We start from the raw sequence: 15762 nt of genomic DNA, 5'->3' as shown, positions 1-15762 counted from the left end.
CATCCCACGGTGGCTCGCTACGTTAACGCAGCAACACTCAGGAGCGGGAAACAACACCACTCAACGGGACATGACCTCGGCCAAAGGACCAAAGATGGCTTCTCGCATGCAAACGGATACTCCCGCACGGTTCGCGTTCCATCTCAGGTCGAAACGGCACCCTCTCGCCGGAATAGACCTGGCAGACTTCAGCCCTCTCGCCGAGGGCTACCGACGGGCGTTCTCGCGCCGTTGGGCATCATGTCGGACGCGACCTGCCCGGATCGGTTGGCGCGCCATCGCGGTGAAAACGAGAAGCCAGACGACCAGCGCAGCCCACAGCGTGACGGTACCAATCTCGCCGACGAGCGGCAGCGTGTCGGCCTGACCCAGATAGATTCCGGCGACGGCATACATTCCGACGGGGAACGCGATGCTCCACAGTGTCGCTTGATAGCGCAGTGGTACGTGGCGTTTGAAGTGACGCCAAATTCCCACGGCGATGAGCACGGGGATGAGCCAGGTCGCGAAGGCCCAGAACATCACGGATATGCCGCCGACCAGTCCGCGAGTCGCGCTTACCATCGGAGCATCCGCCATTTCGACGATGCGGGCGCCGGCCAGAACTGTGATCGCGCAGGCGCCCATCGATACCCAGTACGGCGGATCGAGATCTTCCGGCCGCAGTGTGTAGAGCATCAAGCGCAGTGAGACGAACACCCCAGCGGCTCCGTAGAGGAAAATGCCGACCGACCACGACAATATGGCCAGCACCGCGAGCAGCGCCCTGGCATCGCCCGCGACCGGTTCGAGTGCCGCTGCCACGACGGCGACCGACTGGCTCGCAACGACCCAGATAAACCAGGTTCCGTTTGCCGACCCGAGTACGGGGCGTGCCGTGCGGCCCAGTACGGCGAGCCAGGGCACCGCATAACCGAGCACAACCCAGGCCACACCAGACACGCCCAAGAGCACCGTTGCCGCAAGAAACCAACCTTCCACGGCCAAACGCGCAGCCAGCACATTGGTGCCGGCGACGAAGGTGAAGAACTGGAATCCCCGGTTCGGGTCGTGCATGTCATCGAGAAAGTCTGATCGGAACGCCACGAACCGCCATGCAGTCAGCACCAGGAGCGCCAGATAAGCTCCGGCGCAGACCACTAGGAGCGCGTAGCTGAGGCCTGCGACCCCGATCAGGTTCATGCCGATCGAGAGGATGCCGGTGGCCATGACCATGGCGAAATATCCAGGTGGCATCGTGCGTACGGCGGCGCGCACTCGCACACTTCGCTCGGACGCCATTATTACAGGCTAGCCCTTCGAGCGGAACTCGCGGCTCTCGCGCTGACCCGGGGCCGGACTCAATCCATGTACCGCAGACCAGCGGAGACGGCCAGGTGGTAGCGAACACCACGAATCAGACCGGATCAACCCGGATCGATATCCGTAGCGACCGCGCGCCAGCCAACACTCAGGGCCGCGGCTCAGACGTGCGCACACTGCATGACCATGCCGTATTCATTCACAGGCTAGAAGGCGTCCGGGTCCTCCGCCCCGGGGTGCGGACGGGACAATTGACGACGGTGTTTCGAGAAGAATGATCGGAACTTTAGTGGAGCCGCCTGTCAGAATCGAACTGACGACCTTCTCATTACGAGTGAGATGCTAGGGGGTCAGAATGCCCCGTAAAACCGCGTAATTACGCGGAAGTTGCCATGTCAAACCCGGTCAATACCGGTCAATTCGTAGGGTCAATGGCTTGACAATGGCTTGACCTACGATAGTCTCTGAACGTACCCGAAAAAAGAAGAAGCCAGAAGGTCTCGACACCCTCTGGCTTCAGCTCCACTCAAGCAATCGACAAGAGAGGAACACCATGAATTCTAATACCCACGTCTTTGTGCGCAGAAGATCCCTATCCCTCGGAGCACTGACTGGGGCGGAGTGGGCGTCGCACGGGAGAAGAAGACACAGCAGGAGAGCCTGCAGAATTGAGTAAACATGACGAGCACAGAACTGCCCGCAACCCCGAAGACGCGGGCACGGCGACAAACGATCGCAGCGGGGGACGAGAGCAACCCGAGCCAGTCCCCCGCCGACGACTTCAATCAAGTAGCAAAAGGACCCACAGCCAAAGGTCCAAACAAGCGCGCCAAGAAAACAGGGACCGTGTTCCGTGTTCCTGCGGACCTCAACGAGCCGTTGCAGTTCTGGCGCGCTTCGATCGAACTGCCAGCGGGTAAAGGTAAACGCCGGCGCAAGACGATTCAGCGCAAGACGAAGGGCCTAGTCGAGGCCGAGCTGTTGAAACAACGCCGCCTCCTAGACCTAAACGGCGACATCTCGACATCGGGCGAGAGTGTCGAGAAGTGGATCGAGTATTGGTTTCGTGAGTTCGTGACGAAGAACGCACGCCCGAAGACCGCGGCCAACTACCGGTCCACAATTACCAAGCACATCATTCCGTCGATCGGGTCGAAGCGACTTGACCAGCTCAGCACAGCGCATGTTCGCCAATTGGCCGCCGACATCATGGATAAGGGCCTCGCGTCGACTACTGCGCTGTATGCCCACAACGTACTCACAGCGTCGCTGACTGATGCCGTGCGCGAGGGCCGCATAACCAAGAACGTGGCAACGCTCACCAAGCCGCCGAGGAAGCGAGCAACGACGCTGACCATCCTCACAGCCGCCCACGGTGTGCAAGTGCTCAGGACGGTGCTCACAGCCCCGGACGATGCCACAACTGCGGATCGGCTCGGTTCACGATGGGCCGCCGCGCTACTCACCGGCGCCCGACAAGGTGAACTGATCGGCCTCGAGCTTGACCGGATCGTAGAGCGAACCGACGACAACGGCAACGCGGGACTCTGGCTAGATCTGTCCTGGCAGTTGCAACGCCTCACATGGATGCACGGCTGCCGGGTCGTCGGAACGGATGACACCTGCGGCAAGAAGCGCGGGACTGACTGCCCTAAGCGAAAGCTCGATGCGCCGGCAGACTGGGAGCACCGACACGTAACGGGCGGGCTCTGGTGGTCGCGCCCGAAGTCGTCCGCAGGCTTGCGTATCATCCCCCTAGTCGAGCCGCTGCTGTCGATCATCGCGCAGCGCGTCAATGAAGGCGCAGACGAGCCCAACCCGCATGGGCTCGTCTGGACTGCCGACCCGAAGATGGATAGGCATGGGCGCCTACTCCCCCTCGATGGAGCACCACTGGACCCGAGCCGCGACAATGCTGCGTGGCACGCCGTACTGGCCCGCGCTGGCGTACCTGACGCCCGACTGCACGACGCAAGACATACGACTGCTTCACTTCTCCAAAAGGCCAAGGTGCCCATGAGTGCACGTATGCGAATCCTCGGCCATGGGTCTGCCGCAATGGTGGAGCATTACACCGATGTCGATGATCAGCAGATCAGCGAAGGCATGACGGCCATTTCTGCACTGCTGCCATTTCTTGAATTACCCCCAGAGTAGGGGCGAAAATGTGTATTAATCTCGTTTTAGGTCCTCATTAATGAGGACCTAAAACAAACCCATGTCGGAGGCAAAGCGTATTGTCAAACCATGCTCTGAGAAATAGCTCAGGCTGCGGTAAATTCTGGGGAAAATAATGCATCAGAAATACATGGAAACCGTTCGGGCGAGACTGGAGTTCGCATCAGTGACTGCTGGCGTACCTTGCCCTCTCATAGCCACAATTCCTGCCGGTGAGATGCACGTCGGGAAGATGTTCCTATTGATCCAGAAGTGCGGGGCGAACTACGAAGACGTGTTCGCCACTCGCTCTTCGGTCAATCGCGCGACTTCCTGAACTGGTATGTCGAGCCCGTGACATAGAGCGACGAGCTCACTGAACTGCATTGGACGATGCCCGTTCACCAGTCGCATGACTTGCTGATACTTAATGCCACTGACAAGGGATAGCTCGAGGAAGTTCATCTCGAGCTTTTTCTTGCGCGCTAAAAGAACTGAAGCTAGGGCATTGTCGTAGTCCTCGAAAGAGGGCGGGGCTGTTTCATTCACCCAGACACCTTACAACCAAATGGATAATTTCATATACCCCCGAACTGGGTTCACTTCCATGTTGCATATTTTGTCCAAATGGATAGTCTTATCTACATGGACAATCCAACAGCAGCACTTGCGCACCGAATCGACACATGCAGAAGAGCGCAGGGGGTAACGCTCACCCCCCTCGCTGAATCGACCGGGATACCTTATTCCTCGCTTCAGAGAATGCTAGAAGGCAAAGGGAAAGACTTCCCCGCCTCATTCATCTTCAAGATTGCCCACGAGTTGAAGGCCGACGCCGCCTCGTGGATGACAGACCTGTCGCAGGTCACCTCATGAGCTTCACCCCCACAGCACACGTCCCGATCGGCTACTCAGTCGAGGGCGCGGGGCGAGCTGTTGGCCTCTCGGTATACCCGATCAAAGAGGCAATCACGCGCGGCGACCTGACCGTTCACTGGGCCGGCGCCAAGCGTCTCGTCAAGCACGCGGATCTCGTCGCATGGTTCGACGCGCTCCCCCTGGACAAACCACTGTCCTAGCTCCATTCGACCCTTGTCGCTTTCGCCGGCGGCTTGGGTGCTGGTTTGCCGTACCCAAAAACGGCTGCACAACCCCACAACTGAACAGAACTTGCATAGATAGCCCCTTCCCGGTAGCGCGGGAATCCAGCCCAGGGACACGAACCCTCGGCTTCAAGGAGTGCAAGCGCGAACACCATCCGACAAGCGAAAGCTGCCGACCGCCCACTGTGAGGGCGACGTCGGTTCGGGTGTGCATAAGGACCGCGCAATATCGGCTCGCCAAGACGCTTCGACTGAAGGTGCCGGGATCGAACCCCGGGCGCGGCACTCACCAAACGAAATGGAGCAGATCATGAACAACGAAAGACGCACCATCCCCGTCAAACCCAGCCCGACTAGCGTTCTCCCCTACCGAGTGCGGGTCGAGGGCAGCACGGTAGCCGCGTTTGAAAGCTACGGGGACGCAGCCACATTCGCTGAACCAATCATGCGTGAGTTGGGTGCGGTCGAGATCGCCCTCAGCTTCAAAGAAATCTAACCCCTCATGGCCGATTTCGCCATGTCGCATCACGCTTTATCCCGCGCGGTCGATATGGCCGTGGACGCATCCGAGATCCTGGCTGCGTTCCAACGGCCTCGCGATCGGTTCTATTCGGATCGCACCCGGTCGGAATGGCGCACACGAGGCCGGATAACGGTCTGTGTCGCTGCTGACTCGGACGGATTGCAGACGGTTACGACGATCCTCTGGGCGAAAGCGTCCGGGTGGGTTGCCGACGCCGAACATCCCAGCGCACCAGGGCGCGACCTGTACGACCTCGGAGGGGCGAGACGCATGGCGAAGATGCGCAAGAAAAGCCGCAACCAATAAAAGAAGCCCGCCTGCACGAACAGACGGGCCACGAAAGGAAAAGCAATGAACTTCCAATATATCGGCAAGCACATAGCTCCTGCCACAGGGCAGACGATACGGATGGAACGGGAGCGATTCTTTGCCATGTTCTACCCCGAGCCGATGCCAGCGCCGCGCAGAGGTCGCCACTCGTGACCACCAGAACCCGCGACCCGCACACCTCACACGAGGCAGACACCATCCCCGCCGACGTACTCACCGAGCTACAGGGCTGGCTCATGGTCGCCCTACGTGAGAAGGCACAGACAGACAACGAACTTGTCGCCGCACACCTACAGGCGTACTTCTACGGCGAAGTAAGCCGGCGTGCCACCCCGCAACGCATCCGCACGGCACGCAAAGAGCTCGAACTACAGGGCCTCGTGAAATTCACCGGCGAATACGGCCGCACACCATTCAACCGACGCACACAGATTTGGAGTATCGCATGAGTAATAAGACACCGATCCTGCGGGAAGACATCCGCAAAGGGGACAAATTCCGCGCAATCGTGGAGACCATTGCGAGGTCTGACCTGGAAATGATTCCCGGCGATAAGGCGACCTACGAGCTCATTGAGCGGTCCGTTGTTCTGCCGACTGAGCCGGGCGTTTACGCAGACAAGGAGGGCTACCCGTGGATATTGCACCTGGAAGTCCCGAACTGCGTGCAGCAGTGGCAGCTCGACACTGACTTCATGACCGATATCGACGCACGAGGTTTCGCCCCCTTTACCCGCCTGCGCCCCGAAGCCGAAATGGTCAAGGAGCTGCTCGCGGCAGTGGCTAAGGAATACGACGACTCTGACCTCAACGTAACCCAAGATCACGAAAATATTGCGGCGCGTTACGGGGTGACCCTGTGACCCGCCCTCCCGCCCCGTACCCACCCGAACCCACCCACGGTTCACGCATCCTCGAATCCGACCGTCGCCGTCGTATCGCACGGCGCAACCACCTGCACGAGCTCGAGGTGTGGTCGCTGGTATTCCTGATCGCCGCCCTTGGATGGGCTGGCACTGTCGGCGTAATCGCCCTGATCGTATGGAGTAACTCATGAGCATCAAGATCGAATCCACCTCAGCCGCAACTTGTCGGACCAATGGCCTCGTGGTCGGATCCAGGTTGTGCAGCAGTACGAAGCACGGGCAAGTGTCCATCGAGATAACGCACATCGGCACGTTTGAGATCAGAGCTAAGACACTCAGCGACGACAAGCGCGGACCGAGTGAATCGGTCGGATTCGAGTTGTTCTCATGGCGCAACTGGACGGTGTTGGTATGAACACTGAATGGAGGCCAATAGTCGGGTTCGAGGGGCTGTACTCAGTTAGCAACTTGGGTCAGGTCTGGTCATTCTTTGGCGCGGGCCGAGTCCTTCGGCCGGCTGCTCAAAAACCGTGGGGTCATTTGCACGTGCAGCTCTATAAGGGCGGAGTGCCGGAGACTTATTCTGTCCATCGCCTAGTTGCGCGGGCATTCATTGGCGAACCAACGGGCCCGCTCGTTCGGCACATTGACGGTCGGTCTGCGAATAACAATGCGAGCAATCTCGCATATGGCACACCATCCGAAAACAGCTTCGACACCGTTCGACACGGCCACAACCTGCATTCCAATCAGGTGGCGTGCATAAATGGGCACCTTTACACGGATGAAAACACCTACAACGCACCGGGACGCTACCGCCGAGACTGCCGCACTTGCATCAGAGCCAGGGTTAAGAAGTACAAGGCCTCTAAGCGGGCCCTCGCATGAACCTTTGCCGAGTTTGCAACCGACCGTTGCGCGGGTTCAAGGATCTCGCCGTCGACTATCCAGGCACCGTGCGCATGTCACGTGTCGGCATGTGTCAGACCTGCTACCGGCATGAAACTGGGCGGACTACCGCACCGGCTGCTCCCGTGTACGTGCACGCCGAACTGAGCGTGTACACACCGGAGCAGACAAAACGGGTCACGGCGCTGTTTGGGCGTGACATTGAGATTATGCGGATGTTAGGGGTTGTGCGATGAGCGCCGTTGAAGAGATTCAGGCGGCGAAGGGTAGATCAATGGGCAGCCACCAGTCGGCGGCCATGATCACCGATCGTTGGCTCACCCCCCGGCACGTTCTCGACGCAATGGGCGAATTTGACCTCGACCCGTGCGGTGCCCCTGGCTGGTCTACTGCCAAAACGGTGTACACGCCAGAGACACATGGAGACGGCCTAACCCTCCAGTGGCATGGCCGCGTTTGGCTCAACCCGCCTTATGGGAAGCAAGCAACTATATGGATGCGCCGACTTGCTGACCACGGCAACGGTACGGCGCTGATATTCGCACGTACCGAAACGCGCATGTTCTTCGAGACAGTTTGGAATAGAGCTAGCGCGGTCCTTTTTCTTGAGGGGAGGCTCACATTCGTTAGGCCGGATGGAACGCCGGCAAAAGCAAATGGAGGGGCACCGAGTGTGCTTATCGCTTACGGAGAGAGCGACGCGCTCAAGTTGAAGCACTGCTCAATTCCCGGTCAGTTCATTCCACTCGGGATGGTCGCCTAGTGGCTACGTCTGGCGAGGCTGTCACGAGACACACGGTTATCACGTACTGCACCGCTGGGGTTGACCTGTTCGGATTCGAGGACCTGACCTGCAACTGGGAGGGCGATGTCGATGTGTACGTGGACAGCGACAACTCCGCGGTGTTCACGTGTGGCAATGGGCACGTCAATGAGACGACCTGGGATGCGATTGCGGGCGACGAATGAAGCCTTACTACCAAGATGAACTGGTCACGCTTTATCACGGCGATTGCCTCGAGGTCACGGAATGGCTGGCTGCCGACGTACTGGTGACCGACCCGCCATACGGGATGGGTTACTACCTCCATAGCCGCGCAGGCAAGAAAGCGGCCGTAGAGGTAGTGGGTGACCACGACACAACCACTAGGGATTCGGCACTCGCTGCATGGGGCAAGAAGCCCGCTCTCGTGTTTGGGTCTTGGCGCAATGACAAGCCCGCGTGCGATCAGGTTCTCATCTGGGACAAGGGAGACGAAGCCGCACTAGGGCACCCCGTGTTTTTCTCAGCGTTTGAGGAAATCTACGTCATTGGCACCGGATGGAAGGGCGCACGACGCCCTAACGTCATCCGCGCAAACGGGCTAGCAAGGGGTGGCGCTGAACGCAAGGGATACGGACACCCGACGCCGAAACCGACCGGACTCATGGAGTTACTGATTTCCTACACACCCGCAGGGGTAATAGCTGATCCATTTGCCGGCTCCGGCGCAACTCTGGTCGCAGCACGCAACCTTGGCAGACAGGCAATCGGTATCGAGTCCGAAGAACGGCACTGCGAAACGATTGCCAAACGCCTATCCCAGCAGGCGTTCGACTTCGAGGCGATCGCATGACCGCCACTCACTGGACCGAGCTGCTATTCACCCTCGGCGTAATACTCATCCTTGCCGGCGCGTGGACACTCACAGCCGCCCTAGGAATCCTCGGTGTCGCGCTCATCCTGCCGATGCCAGCACTCGCTTACTACGTAAGGAATATGGAATGATCACCAACCTGTACTCGAAATATCTGCTGGCCGACCGACTGAACAAGGTGGCCGAGGCTGCCGGGCTGAAAATCTACAAGACCGCCATCTACAACGGAGATAAGTACAACGCTGACATTCAGATCCAGTTAAGCGCCTACGACCGCCGCAATGGCGAGGTTAGCAACGGTGCCGAGCGGGCCGCGATTCGCCTTCTGGACACCATGCCGGAGCTTGCACTGGAGCGCGACGATGGCCTAATCCACCTGACCGGCATCGCCAGCAACGGCCTCACGTTCAGCTTCTACACCGGCTCCGGTTCCTGCGAACTCGTGCAGGTCGGCACACGCACTCTCCCCGCCGAAGATGCCAAGCCTGAGCGGGAAGAACCGATTTTCGAGAAGCGCTGCATCGATGAACTCGCGGCGGTGTCCAAGTGACTATCGAATGGACGCCGGCCTTGTGGTCGGACAAGCTCAGGGGCACGCGCATCAAGGTAACTCGTGGCGGCAACGAGATTGTCGGCATCTACGAGACTGCGAGACCTGGTGTCTACCAGTTACTAACCGACGATGGCGGCAGAGTCACGCTTGGCCTGCCGGGTCTGTGGTCGATCTTCACGGAGAAGGTACCGCCCGTGGTGCTGCCGACAATTCCGGGATGGTACTTCGACAAGGACGGCGATCCCTGCAATGTAGTCGAAGGTGAGACCTTGCGCGCGGAATACGCCCCGTACACCCGCCTACGCCCCGAAGCCGAAGTGGCGGCTGAGGTGATGGCTGATCTGGTGCCGAAGCTGGAGAAGATTTTCTACGACATCGGCGGCGACCGTACGCACAGCACTACTCGAGACATTTACACCGCGCGCAGACACCTCGGAGCCATCTTGAATGAGGCCAAGAAGTGACCCCGCGCCTCATCCCCGTATCCGAAACAATCCCCCAGGTCATCTTCTCCGACGCCCCCCTAGTGCTCAATGCAGCCGGCGCGGCACTCGGGATCGACTGGGAACGCATCGTGAAAGAGAGTTTGAAATGACGGATCACACAGCCGAGGCCGAGCGGATTCTCACACCGCTAATGCCCGACGAAATTAGGGCGCTGCAAGAAGACCGCTCGCTGCAACTAATCATCATCGGCGCGAACCTACGAGCTCAGGCGCTCGCAACCCTCGCACTCGCCGACGCAACCCGCGCGCAAACCCTCGTGCTCGAACGCATGGAGCGCAACAGGCAGACGAGAACGGTGGGACTGTGAGCATCGGAGCGAGCCAGCCAGACAGCTACTACGACGCCCCATGCGGCTGGACCGCTGAGCAGGAAAACCAGATCGAAGAGGCGGCGCGAACACTGGTCGACCTCACCGTGGCTGATGCGCTCGACAACATCGGGGAGCGCTGGGAAGACGTGCCCAACCTTACCGAAGAGCAATTCAACGAGGCCAGGGAGCAGGCGGAAATGGCGCTGCAATCGCTCGTGAGCTGCCCGGAATGCCACAGAGTCGGCGGTCACAAGATGGATTGCGGGCGTCGAGCATGACCCCCACAACCGCACCCACTACCCCCGCTGAGATCGACTTGCAGCGGGGGTCAATTATTCCCGGCGACCCAGACCTAAGGATATGGCGCAAACGTGCGGAGGATCTGAAGTGAGCTGGCAGGCCCGTGTCCTCGCTGATTCTCTCGACCGGGACGCGTGGACCAGTGCCCGAGCAAACCGGATCGGCGCCAGTGACGCGGGAGTGTTCGCCAAGCTCGCCAGCTCCCCTGGCTATGCCCGCTCAAAGCTGAATAACCACTTCACGGGCAACGCATACACCGACCACGGCAACCGCCGCGAATCGTTCATTCTCAGCGCCAAAGGCTTCGATCGCAACACGCTGTTGATCCACTCGGAAAACAACGAACGTCACGTAGCAACGCCTGACGGAATCCGGCTAGACAACGGCGCGCTGATCCTCGCGGAAGCGAAGACAACGAACAAACCATTCAAGACGATCCCGCCGAAATACCTGCGCCAAGTCGCATGGCAGCAATACGTACTGGGCGCCGAAACAACCGAGTTCATCTGGGAAGTCCACGAAGGATTCATACCCACCGAGCTAGACCCGCTCAGCCTCATCATCCCGCGAAATGAACCCATGATCGCGGATCTCATCACCATCGCAGACCGAGTGCTAATCCTGCTCGATGCTGCCAACGCATTCTCCAAGGAGCTTGAAAATGTCAACTGAACTCGCCATCCCCAGCACCGGTGCCGACCGCGACTGGACCCCGCAGCAGGCCGCACTCATGGAGTTCTCGGGACTCGTCAAGGTCGGTCAGGGCGGAACAAAAGTACCCGTCCCTAGACCTGTAATCGAAGCATTCCTTGCAGCCTGCCACCGAACCCAGCTCGACCCGATCGCGCGGCAGATCTACTGCCTCGAAATGGGCGGCAAGTACGTCATCATGGTGTCGATCGATGGCCTGCGCCTCGTCGCACAACGCACCGGAAAGTATCGGGGCGCACTGCCGACCGAATGGACCGCAGACGGCGTGACATGGACCACCGTGTGGCTCGCCGGTGGCAACCCCGCAGCAGCCCGTGTCCGCGTCAAGCACGCCGACTACACCACGCCGCTCGATGGGGTCGCCACCTGGACCGAGTTCGGAAAGACGAACAGCACGTGGCGCTCCATGCCCGCGCACATGCTCGCCAAGGTTGCCGAATCTCTCGCCCTGCGCCGGGCATTCCCGATGGAACTTTCCGGGCTCTACACCCCCGAGGAAGTGGACAACGCAACGCCGGTCCCTGCATCTCGCGACTGGCTCGCCGCCATGAAAGCAACCGACAACCGCGCCGATCTCAAGGGGCTGTTCACGGAGCTCAAGGACTCAGGGGAGTGGACTGAAAACCTACACGCCGAATTTGCCAGCTACGGCGGTTCACTGCCAGCGATCGAGGAAGTCGTGCATGGGGAAATCATCGATGAGAGTGCCGAAAACGAGGAACTGATATGAGCGACGCACTGTACAAGGTCGACCCCGCAACCCTCACCCCGGAAGAGGCAGTCGACCTCGCATCCAAGCTCTTGCAATTCGCCACGAAGGCGGTGGCCTCGTGAGTGCAGACATGGAGCCGCTTCCCCAGAAAAAAGCGGACCCTCGGTTCTGGTCAAAAGTCGATCGGTCAGAAGGGTGCTGGCTCTGGAACGCCTCCGTCGATAAGTTCGGATACGGACGATTCACCATCAGGCGGGGAAAAGTCCAGCGCGCGTATCGGTATTCGTACGAGCAGCTAGTCGGGCCAATCCCTGCCGGCTTGCAGATCGATCACCTGTGCCGCGTGCGAGCGTGCGTGAATCCGGCACACCTTGAAGCTGTAAGCCAGAGGGTAAACGTCTTGCGCGGTAACTCGCCAGGGGCAGTCGCCTTCCGAACGAATACCTGCGCCCGCGGCCATAGTCTGACGGATGCGTATCTCGCGCACCGTTCAGATGGCACGATATCGCGACGCTGCCGCCCATGTCGGGATGCTCAGCAGGCTGCGAAGAAACTGGCGGCTCCAGTAAAGCCGACAGTCGAAATAATGCATGGCACCGCATCGGGATATCGGCGATTGAAATGCCGCGACGAATGCCCCGAGGAATATACGTGCCGCATGGCTGCCGTCGCACTATCGAGTACGTATCGGCGCAAAAAGTGACCGGCCATGGCACGGTAGCAGGTTACAAGGCGGGCTGTCGCGGGTGGGAGTGCCTGAATTTTCACACGGACCTAATGACCTGCACCGAAGCCGACACGCGCCACCACCACGATTACGCCTATATCAAGGCAGTCGCGGATGGCACGGCAACTGCGGACAAGGAAACGTTCGCGAAACCGAAGACCCGCATCGTTCGCGAATCAGCAGCATCCGCGAAACGTCGTGCGACCAGGATCGCAACAGTCAAATCTCACGCAGCCAACAAAATCATGGGCAAATCGGGCCCTATATCTGCCCCCGCATTCCACGGCACGAAACGCATGGCTGACCGTGGCTGCGTCGACAACTGCCCGAATGAAGGCCTCGAAGGTGGCACGTGTCGAGAAGCACGCAGCCGCTATGAGAAGGAACGATACGCCGCACGGAAAGCAGCAGGGACGCTCTCGAATCGCAGCGTGCCAAAGAATCCGCGATGGGTGCACGGAACAGTCGTCGGCGCTGATCGTGGCTGCACCGACTGCCCACAATCGCCGTCGTGCCGTGAAGTTCGGCGCGCATACCAGAACCAACGGAACGCAGAAAGGAAAGCCGCATGATCAGCATGGATAAAGGGATGATGCCCGAGACGGCACAGGGACCATCCGCAGCATTCGTCGGCACCCTGCACTTTACCTACACCTCGCCGCCACTCACCGCGAACCAGCGGATGCACTGGCGCAAGAAAGCAAGCATCACGAAAGACGTTCGGCGGGCAACCAGTCTCGCCGCTGCCAGATACCCGGCATTAGGAAAATGCCGCGTCACCCTGACATGGCTGGTGGTCACGAACCATCGCCGCGACGCCGACAACGTGGTGCCGACACTCAAGGCCATGTGTGACGGGCTGGTGGACGCCGGAGTGGTCACGGATGACACACCGGATCTCATGGACAAGCTCATGCCGCGGATCGTCAAGCTGGGCGCCGGCGAAGGACCTGCACGGTTCGAACTGAGAGTCGAGCGGATCTCGTGAACCCAGACAGAAGGAGGTGAACCATGGCACGAATAAGAACGATCAAGCCGGAGTTCTGGGACAGCCCCGGAACCGCTCAGGCATCCCACGTAGCACGCTTGTTCTTCATCGCCATGTGGAACTGGGCTGATGACTGGGGCGTAGGGCTCGCAACACCGAAGCCACTGATCGGTTTTGCCTTCCCGAATGACGACCAAATATCAACCGCGGATTTTCCTTCCCTTGCGAAGGAAGTTGCGGACTGCTTCGATGTGCACTTTTACACGGTCGATGGGAGGCGTTATTACAGCATCCCGAGCTGGGATATTCACCAGCGCACCGAACGCAAGGCAAAGCGGTTGAACCCGACCCCTGATAGGGCTGAACCCCTTGCAAACACTGGGGAGTCGGAACTACCGACGTTAGCGGCGGAAATACCGTCGGAAGCGAAGGAAGTTCAGGCGTGGGAAAGGGAAAGGGAAAGGGAAAGGGAAAGGGAAAGGGAACAGGGGAAAGGGAATAGGGGAACAGGGGAAAGGGAACAGTCATCACCTGCGGCGATTGAGCGTGTCTTCGATGCTGCCTATAAGCACTGGCCCAAAAAGGTCGAACGGAAGGATGCCCTCGAGAAGTTCAGGGCATCCGCGAAACGTATCGACCCTGACGAGCTCGCCGATCACATCGTCCGGTTCGGTGACGCCTACCTCGCGACGACCGAGAAGAAGTACACCCCGGCGCTCGGTGTGTGGATCGGGCATGAGCGCTGGACCGACGAACTACCTACGGCGCCCGAGTCCGACCGCAAACCGACCCGCACCGATCAGAACCTCGACTTCGTGGCGCAACTCGCCCGCGAAGAAATGCAGAAACAGAGAGGAATTGAAGCATGAATGAGCAGAGCTACCCCGAGAGCATCGAAGATGACATAGACAGCCGGGACGAGCAGGAACGCCCCGACGACAGGGAGAGGCCGACCGAGACGACGGAAGACCAGATGCGCGGAACGGTCACGGCAATCATCAAGGAGTTCGTCAAGCTCGCCGAGGCATACGGGATGACGGGCGGAGACCTGACGGAACGTGAGCGCGGCATTCAAGCGGGTGTGCAGATGATGTCTCACCTGTATCTCGCCGAGCCGTGGCTGCCCGCCAGCAAGATCATGGATGCGCTCAAGTCCGGGGGTTGGGTTGCCCCTCTCGACCCGACCAATGTTGAGTGGGGAGTGCGTGCAACTGGCGGCTCGACTCACGTTTACGAGACCGACGCCGAAGATGATGCACGAGAGTGGGTGGCGGAATCGGCGGTCGACCGCGCATTGTCAAGAGAAGTCGTGAGTCGAACCGCCGCTGGACCCTGGATTGCCACCCAGTGAACAAAACCCAAGTAGCCCAAATCCTCACCATCGCGTCGGGCTTCGACCGTTTCATAGTCGTGGATCGCGTAACAACCGAGGCATGGTTCATGGCGCTCGAGCAGGTCAACTACGACGAGGCGATGGCTGCGACGGTCGGACACTTCACCGGGCCGATTGCGAAGGAGGTGTTCAGTGTCCGGCACATTCTGAACACGGTCGCTGATGGTGGTCGCAACTCAGCCTCCGCAATCGAAGCCGACGTGAGATCCGCAAAAGCACGCGGCCTCATCGAGAAGTCATGGCCGTCTCGCAACCTACTCCCCCCTGACATCCGCGACGCACTGTTCACGCTGCGGGAGTTCGAGCGCAGGCAGGCAACGGATCGGCTCGCACTGGATCAGGGCGATGGTGTGCCGGCTGATGTCGGCACGGTTGGGCGGATGTTGTGAACAGTTTCGAGATGTTCCTCGCCCAGGTTGACCCGGCAACGATCGCCCGCGAGTCATTCACGGGGGAAGGTCACCGGCAGATGGTTCGGGCTCACTTATTGAACGTTGCTGAGTTCGAGCGTTGGGGCCGCGTTCAAGACGACGATCGGAATCGCGCGCTGACCCTATCTGGCGATGAACATGGCGATGCTCGACTCCAGGCGGTGGTTGCTGACTGGTTGAAATTCAGCAGGTCAAAGCCGAAACAACCGCGCAAACCGAAACAGACGTACAGGCCGGGTGGCAGCAAGTCGCTCGGTTATCAGGAATTGCAGAGGGTGCAAGCCCTCACGAAAAAGGAGAAATAG

28 protein-coding genes and 1 tRNA gene are annotated in these 15762 nt (G+C 59.6%); 26 read left to right on the top strand and 3 right to left on the bottom strand.

Annotated elements, in window-relative coordinates; genetic code table 11:
- Window positions 1–207: 207 nt before the first annotated feature.
- Together CXY72_RS12810 and CXY72_RS19590 are read right to left on the bottom strand one after the other, a co-directional pair.
- Entirely contained in the window at window positions 208–1281 is a 1074-nt protein-coding gene (locus tag CXY72_RS12810) for a tellurite resistance/C4-dicarboxylate transporter family protein (RefSeq protein ID WP_104128048.1), read from the bottom strand.
- 311 nt (window positions 1282–1592) lie between these two features.
- Window positions 1593–1674 (bottom strand) — tRNA-Ser (locus tag CXY72_RS19590).
- A 306-nt stretch (window positions 1675–1980) separates the two neighbouring features.
- Between CXY72_RS19590 and CXY72_RS12805 the strand changes: the two genes are divergently transcribed.
- The gene (locus CXY72_RS12805) at window positions 1981–3459 is read left to right on the top strand and encodes a site-specific integrase (protein WP_104128047.1); all 1479 of its coding nucleotides are present in this window, start codon (window positions 1981–1983) and stop codon (window positions 3457–3459) included.
- 285 nt (window positions 3460–3744) lie between these two features.
- Here CXY72_RS12805 and CXY72_RS12800 read toward each other — a convergent pair whose 3' ends face one another.
- Complete coding sequence (locus tag CXY72_RS12800; protein WP_104128046.1) at window positions 3745–4008, bottom strand: helix-turn-helix domain-containing protein; 264 nt, start codon at window positions 4006–4008, stop codon at window positions 3745–3747.
- 96 nt (window positions 4009–4104) lie between these two features.
- Between CXY72_RS12800 and CXY72_RS19305 the strand changes: the two genes are divergently transcribed.
- The 25 genes from CXY72_RS19305 to CXY72_RS12680 all read left to right on the top strand — a co-directional run bounded on the left by CXY72_RS19305 (window position 4105) and on the right by CXY72_RS12680 (window position 15762).
- Complete coding sequence (locus CXY72_RS19305) at window positions 4105–4335, top strand: helix-turn-helix domain-containing protein (protein WP_158252567.1); 231 nt, start codon at window positions 4105–4107, stop codon at window positions 4333–4335.
- Complete coding sequence (locus tag CXY72_RS12795; protein ID WP_104128045.1) at window positions 4332–4538, top strand: hypothetical protein; 207 nt, start codon at window positions 4332–4334, stop codon at window positions 4536–4538. The genes CXY72_RS19305 and CXY72_RS12795 overlap by 4 nt, the downstream gene beginning before the upstream one ends.
- A 334-nt stretch (window positions 4539–4872) precedes the next feature.
- Window positions 4873–5058: a hypothetical protein gene (locus CXY72_RS12790; RefSeq protein WP_146071171.1), complete on the top strand. Its 186-nt coding sequence runs from the start codon at window positions 4873–4875 to the stop codon at window positions 5056–5058.
- Window positions 5059–5064: 6 nt separating this feature from the next.
- On the top strand, window positions 5065–5391 hold the full coding sequence (locus CXY72_RS12785) for a hypothetical protein (RefSeq protein ID WP_104128043.1): 327 nt from the start codon (window positions 5065–5067) through the stop codon (window positions 5389–5391).
- Window positions 5392–5564: 173 nt separating this feature from the next.
- The gene (locus CXY72_RS12780; protein WP_104128042.1) at window positions 5565–5864 is read left to right on the top strand and encodes a hypothetical protein; all 300 of its coding nucleotides are present in this window, start codon (window positions 5565–5567) and stop codon (window positions 5862–5864) included.
- A complete protein-coding gene (locus tag CXY72_RS12775) occupies window positions 5861–6277 on the top strand; it encodes a hypothetical protein (protein ID WP_104128041.1) in 417 nt (138 codons plus the stop codon). Before CXY72_RS12780 ends, CXY72_RS12775 begins: the two co-directional genes overlap by 4 nt.
- Entirely contained in the window at window positions 6274–6471 is a 198-nt protein-coding gene (locus CXY72_RS12770) for a hypothetical protein (RefSeq protein ID WP_104128040.1), read from the top strand. Before CXY72_RS12775 ends, CXY72_RS12770 begins: the two co-directional genes overlap by 4 nt.
- Window positions 6472–6667: 196 nt before the next feature.
- Window positions 6668–7168, top strand: a complete 501-nt coding sequence (locus tag CXY72_RS20690) for an HNH endonuclease (RefSeq protein ID WP_104128038.1) — start codon at window positions 6668–6670, stop codon at window positions 7166–7168.
- A 253-nt stretch (window positions 7169–7421) separates the two neighbouring features.
- Entirely contained in the window at window positions 7422–7952 is a 531-nt protein-coding gene (locus tag CXY72_RS12755) for a phage N-6-adenine-methyltransferase (protein ID WP_233197807.1), read from the top strand.
- Window positions 7952–8158: a hypothetical protein gene (locus CXY72_RS12750; RefSeq protein WP_104128037.1), complete on the top strand. Its 207-nt coding sequence runs from the start codon at window positions 7952–7954 to the stop codon at window positions 8156–8158. The genes CXY72_RS12755 and CXY72_RS12750 overlap by 1 nt, the downstream gene beginning before the upstream one ends.
- The gene (locus tag CXY72_RS12745) at window positions 8155–8805 is read left to right on the top strand and encodes a DNA methyltransferase (RefSeq protein ID WP_104128036.1); all 651 of its coding nucleotides are present in this window, start codon (window positions 8155–8157) and stop codon (window positions 8803–8805) included. Before CXY72_RS12750 ends, CXY72_RS12745 begins: the two co-directional genes overlap by 4 nt.
- Window positions 8802–8957: a hypothetical protein gene (locus CXY72_RS19585; protein WP_158252566.1), complete on the top strand. Its 156-nt coding sequence runs from the start codon at window positions 8802–8804 to the stop codon at window positions 8955–8957. Before CXY72_RS12745 ends, CXY72_RS19585 begins: the two co-directional genes overlap by 4 nt.
- Window positions 8954–9376: a hypothetical protein gene (locus tag CXY72_RS12740; protein ID WP_104128035.1), complete on the top strand. Its 423-nt coding sequence runs from the start codon at window positions 8954–8956 to the stop codon at window positions 9374–9376. Before CXY72_RS19585 ends, CXY72_RS12740 begins: the two co-directional genes overlap by 4 nt.
- Complete coding sequence (locus CXY72_RS12735; protein ID WP_104128034.1) at window positions 9373–9843, top strand: hypothetical protein; 471 nt, start codon at window positions 9373–9375, stop codon at window positions 9841–9843. The genes CXY72_RS12740 and CXY72_RS12735 overlap by 4 nt, the downstream gene beginning before the upstream one ends.
- Entirely contained in the window at window positions 9840–9974 is a 135-nt protein-coding gene (locus CXY72_RS20370; RefSeq protein WP_255409283.1) for a hypothetical protein, read from the top strand. The genes CXY72_RS12735 and CXY72_RS20370 overlap by 4 nt, the downstream gene beginning before the upstream one ends.
- Complete coding sequence (locus CXY72_RS12730) at window positions 9971–10192, top strand: hypothetical protein (RefSeq protein ID WP_104128033.1); 222 nt, start codon at window positions 9971–9973, stop codon at window positions 10190–10192. The genes CXY72_RS20370 and CXY72_RS12730 overlap by 4 nt, the downstream gene beginning before the upstream one ends.
- Window positions 10189–10473, top strand: coding sequence for a hypothetical protein (locus CXY72_RS12725; protein WP_104128032.1), 285 nt, complete (start codon window positions 10189–10191; stop codon window positions 10471–10473). Before CXY72_RS12730 ends, CXY72_RS12725 begins: the two co-directional genes overlap by 4 nt.
- A 202-nt stretch (window positions 10474–10675) precedes the next feature.
- Entirely contained in the window at window positions 10676–11167 is a 492-nt protein-coding gene (locus CXY72_RS12720) for a recombinase (RefSeq protein ID WP_146071170.1), read from the top strand.
- Window positions 11157–11936: a phage recombination protein Bet gene (gene bet / locus CXY72_RS12715; protein WP_158252565.1), complete on the top strand. Its 780-nt coding sequence runs from the start codon at window positions 11157–11159 to the stop codon at window positions 11934–11936. Before CXY72_RS12720 ends, bet begins: the two co-directional genes overlap by 11 nt.
- A 112-nt stretch (window positions 11937–12048) precedes the next feature.
- Entirely contained in the window at window positions 12049–12621 is a 573-nt protein-coding gene (locus tag CXY72_RS20685) for an HNH endonuclease signature motif containing protein (protein WP_104128075.1), read from the top strand.
- Window positions 12622–13213: 592 nt separating this feature from the next.
- Window positions 13214–13633, top strand: a complete 420-nt coding sequence (locus CXY72_RS12700) for a hypothetical protein (protein ID WP_199184038.1) — start codon at window positions 13214–13216, stop codon at window positions 13631–13633.
- Between the two features lie 23 nt (window positions 13634–13656).
- A complete protein-coding gene (locus tag CXY72_RS12695) occupies window positions 13657–14502 on the top strand; it encodes a hypothetical protein (protein ID WP_104128028.1) in 846 nt (281 codons plus the stop codon).
- Window positions 14499–14984 (top strand): hypothetical protein, encoded by a 486-nt coding sequence (locus CXY72_RS12690; protein ID WP_104128027.1) that lies wholly within the window; start codon window positions 14499–14501, stop codon window positions 14982–14984. Before CXY72_RS12695 ends, CXY72_RS12690 begins: the two co-directional genes overlap by 4 nt.
- A complete protein-coding gene (locus CXY72_RS12685) occupies window positions 14981–15415 on the top strand; it encodes a hypothetical protein (RefSeq protein ID WP_104128026.1) in 435 nt (144 codons plus the stop codon). The genes CXY72_RS12690 and CXY72_RS12685 overlap by 4 nt, the downstream gene beginning before the upstream one ends.
- Window positions 15412–15762 (top strand): hypothetical protein, encoded by a 351-nt coding sequence (locus tag CXY72_RS12680; protein WP_104128025.1) that lies wholly within the window; start codon window positions 15412–15414, stop codon window positions 15760–15762. Before CXY72_RS12685 ends, CXY72_RS12680 begins: the two co-directional genes overlap by 4 nt.

Source organism: Cryobacterium sp. Y57 (genome assembly GCF_002929505.1).
GTDB lineage: Bacteria > Actinomycetota > Actinomycetes > Actinomycetales > Microbacteriaceae > Cryobacterium.
The sequence above is the reverse complement of the archived record's forward strand: the minus strand, read 5'-3'. Positions and strand labels throughout refer to the sequence as shown.

Excerpts from the sequence above, each read along its gene's own strand:
- CXY72_RS12810 (WP_104128048.1), bottom strand. The coding sequence starts at position 1,281 with ATGGCGTCCGAGCGAAGTGTGCGAGTGCGCGCCGCCGTACGCACGATG.
- CXY72_RS12805 (WP_104128047.1), top strand. The coding sequence starts at position 1,981 with ATGACGAGCACAGAACTGCCCGCAACCCCGAAGACGCGGGCACGGCGA.
- CXY72_RS19305 (WP_158252567.1), top strand. The coding sequence starts at position 4,105 with ATGGACAATCCAACAGCAGCACTTGCGCACCGAATCGACACATGCAGA.
- CXY72_RS12795 (WP_104128045.1), top strand. The coding sequence starts at position 4,332 with ATGAGCTTCACCCCCACAGCACACGTCCCGATCGGCTACTCAGTCGAG.
- CXY72_RS12790 (WP_146071171.1), top strand. The coding sequence starts at position 4,873 with ATGAACAACGAAAGACGCACCATCCCCGTCAAACCCAGCCCGACTAGC.
- CXY72_RS12785 (WP_104128043.1), top strand. The coding sequence starts at position 5,065 with ATGGCCGATTTCGCCATGTCGCATCACGCTTTATCCCGCGCGGTCGAT.
- CXY72_RS12775 (WP_104128041.1), top strand. The coding sequence starts at position 5,861 with ATGAGTAATAAGACACCGATCCTGCGGGAAGACATCCGCAAAGGGGAC.
- CXY72_RS20690 (WP_104128038.1), top strand. The coding sequence starts at position 6,668 with ATGGCGCAACTGGACGGTGTTGGTATGAACACTGAATGGAGGCCAATA.
- CXY72_RS12755 (WP_233197807.1), top strand. The coding sequence starts at position 7,422 with ATGAGCGCCGTTGAAGAGATTCAGGCGGCGAAGGGTAGATCAATGGGC.
- CXY72_RS12745 (WP_104128036.1), top strand. The coding sequence starts at position 8,155 with ATGAAGCCTTACTACCAAGATGAACTGGTCACGCTTTATCACGGCGAT.
- CXY72_RS19585 (WP_158252566.1), top strand. The coding sequence starts at position 8,802 with ATGACCGCCACTCACTGGACCGAGCTGCTATTCACCCTCGGCGTAATA.
- CXY72_RS12740 (WP_104128035.1), top strand. The coding sequence starts at position 8,954 with ATGATCACCAACCTGTACTCGAAATATCTGCTGGCCGACCGACTGAAC.
- CXY72_RS12730 (WP_104128033.1), top strand. The coding sequence starts at position 9,971 with ATGACGGATCACACAGCCGAGGCCGAGCGGATTCTCACACCGCTAATG.
- bet (WP_158252565.1), top strand. The coding sequence starts at position 11,157 with ATGTCAACTGAACTCGCCATCCCCAGCACCGGTGCCGACCGCGACTGG.
- CXY72_RS20685 (WP_104128075.1), top strand. The coding sequence starts at position 12,049 with ATGGAGCCGCTTCCCCAGAAAAAAGCGGACCCTCGGTTCTGGTCAAAA.
- CXY72_RS12700 (WP_199184038.1), top strand. The coding sequence starts at position 13,214 with ATGATCAGCATGGATAAAGGGATGATGCCCGAGACGGCACAGGGACCA.
- CXY72_RS12695 (WP_104128028.1), top strand. The coding sequence starts at position 13,657 with ATGGCACGAATAAGAACGATCAAGCCGGAGTTCTGGGACAGCCCCGGA.
- CXY72_RS12690 (WP_104128027.1), top strand. The coding sequence starts at position 14,499 with ATGAATGAGCAGAGCTACCCCGAGAGCATCGAAGATGACATAGACAGC.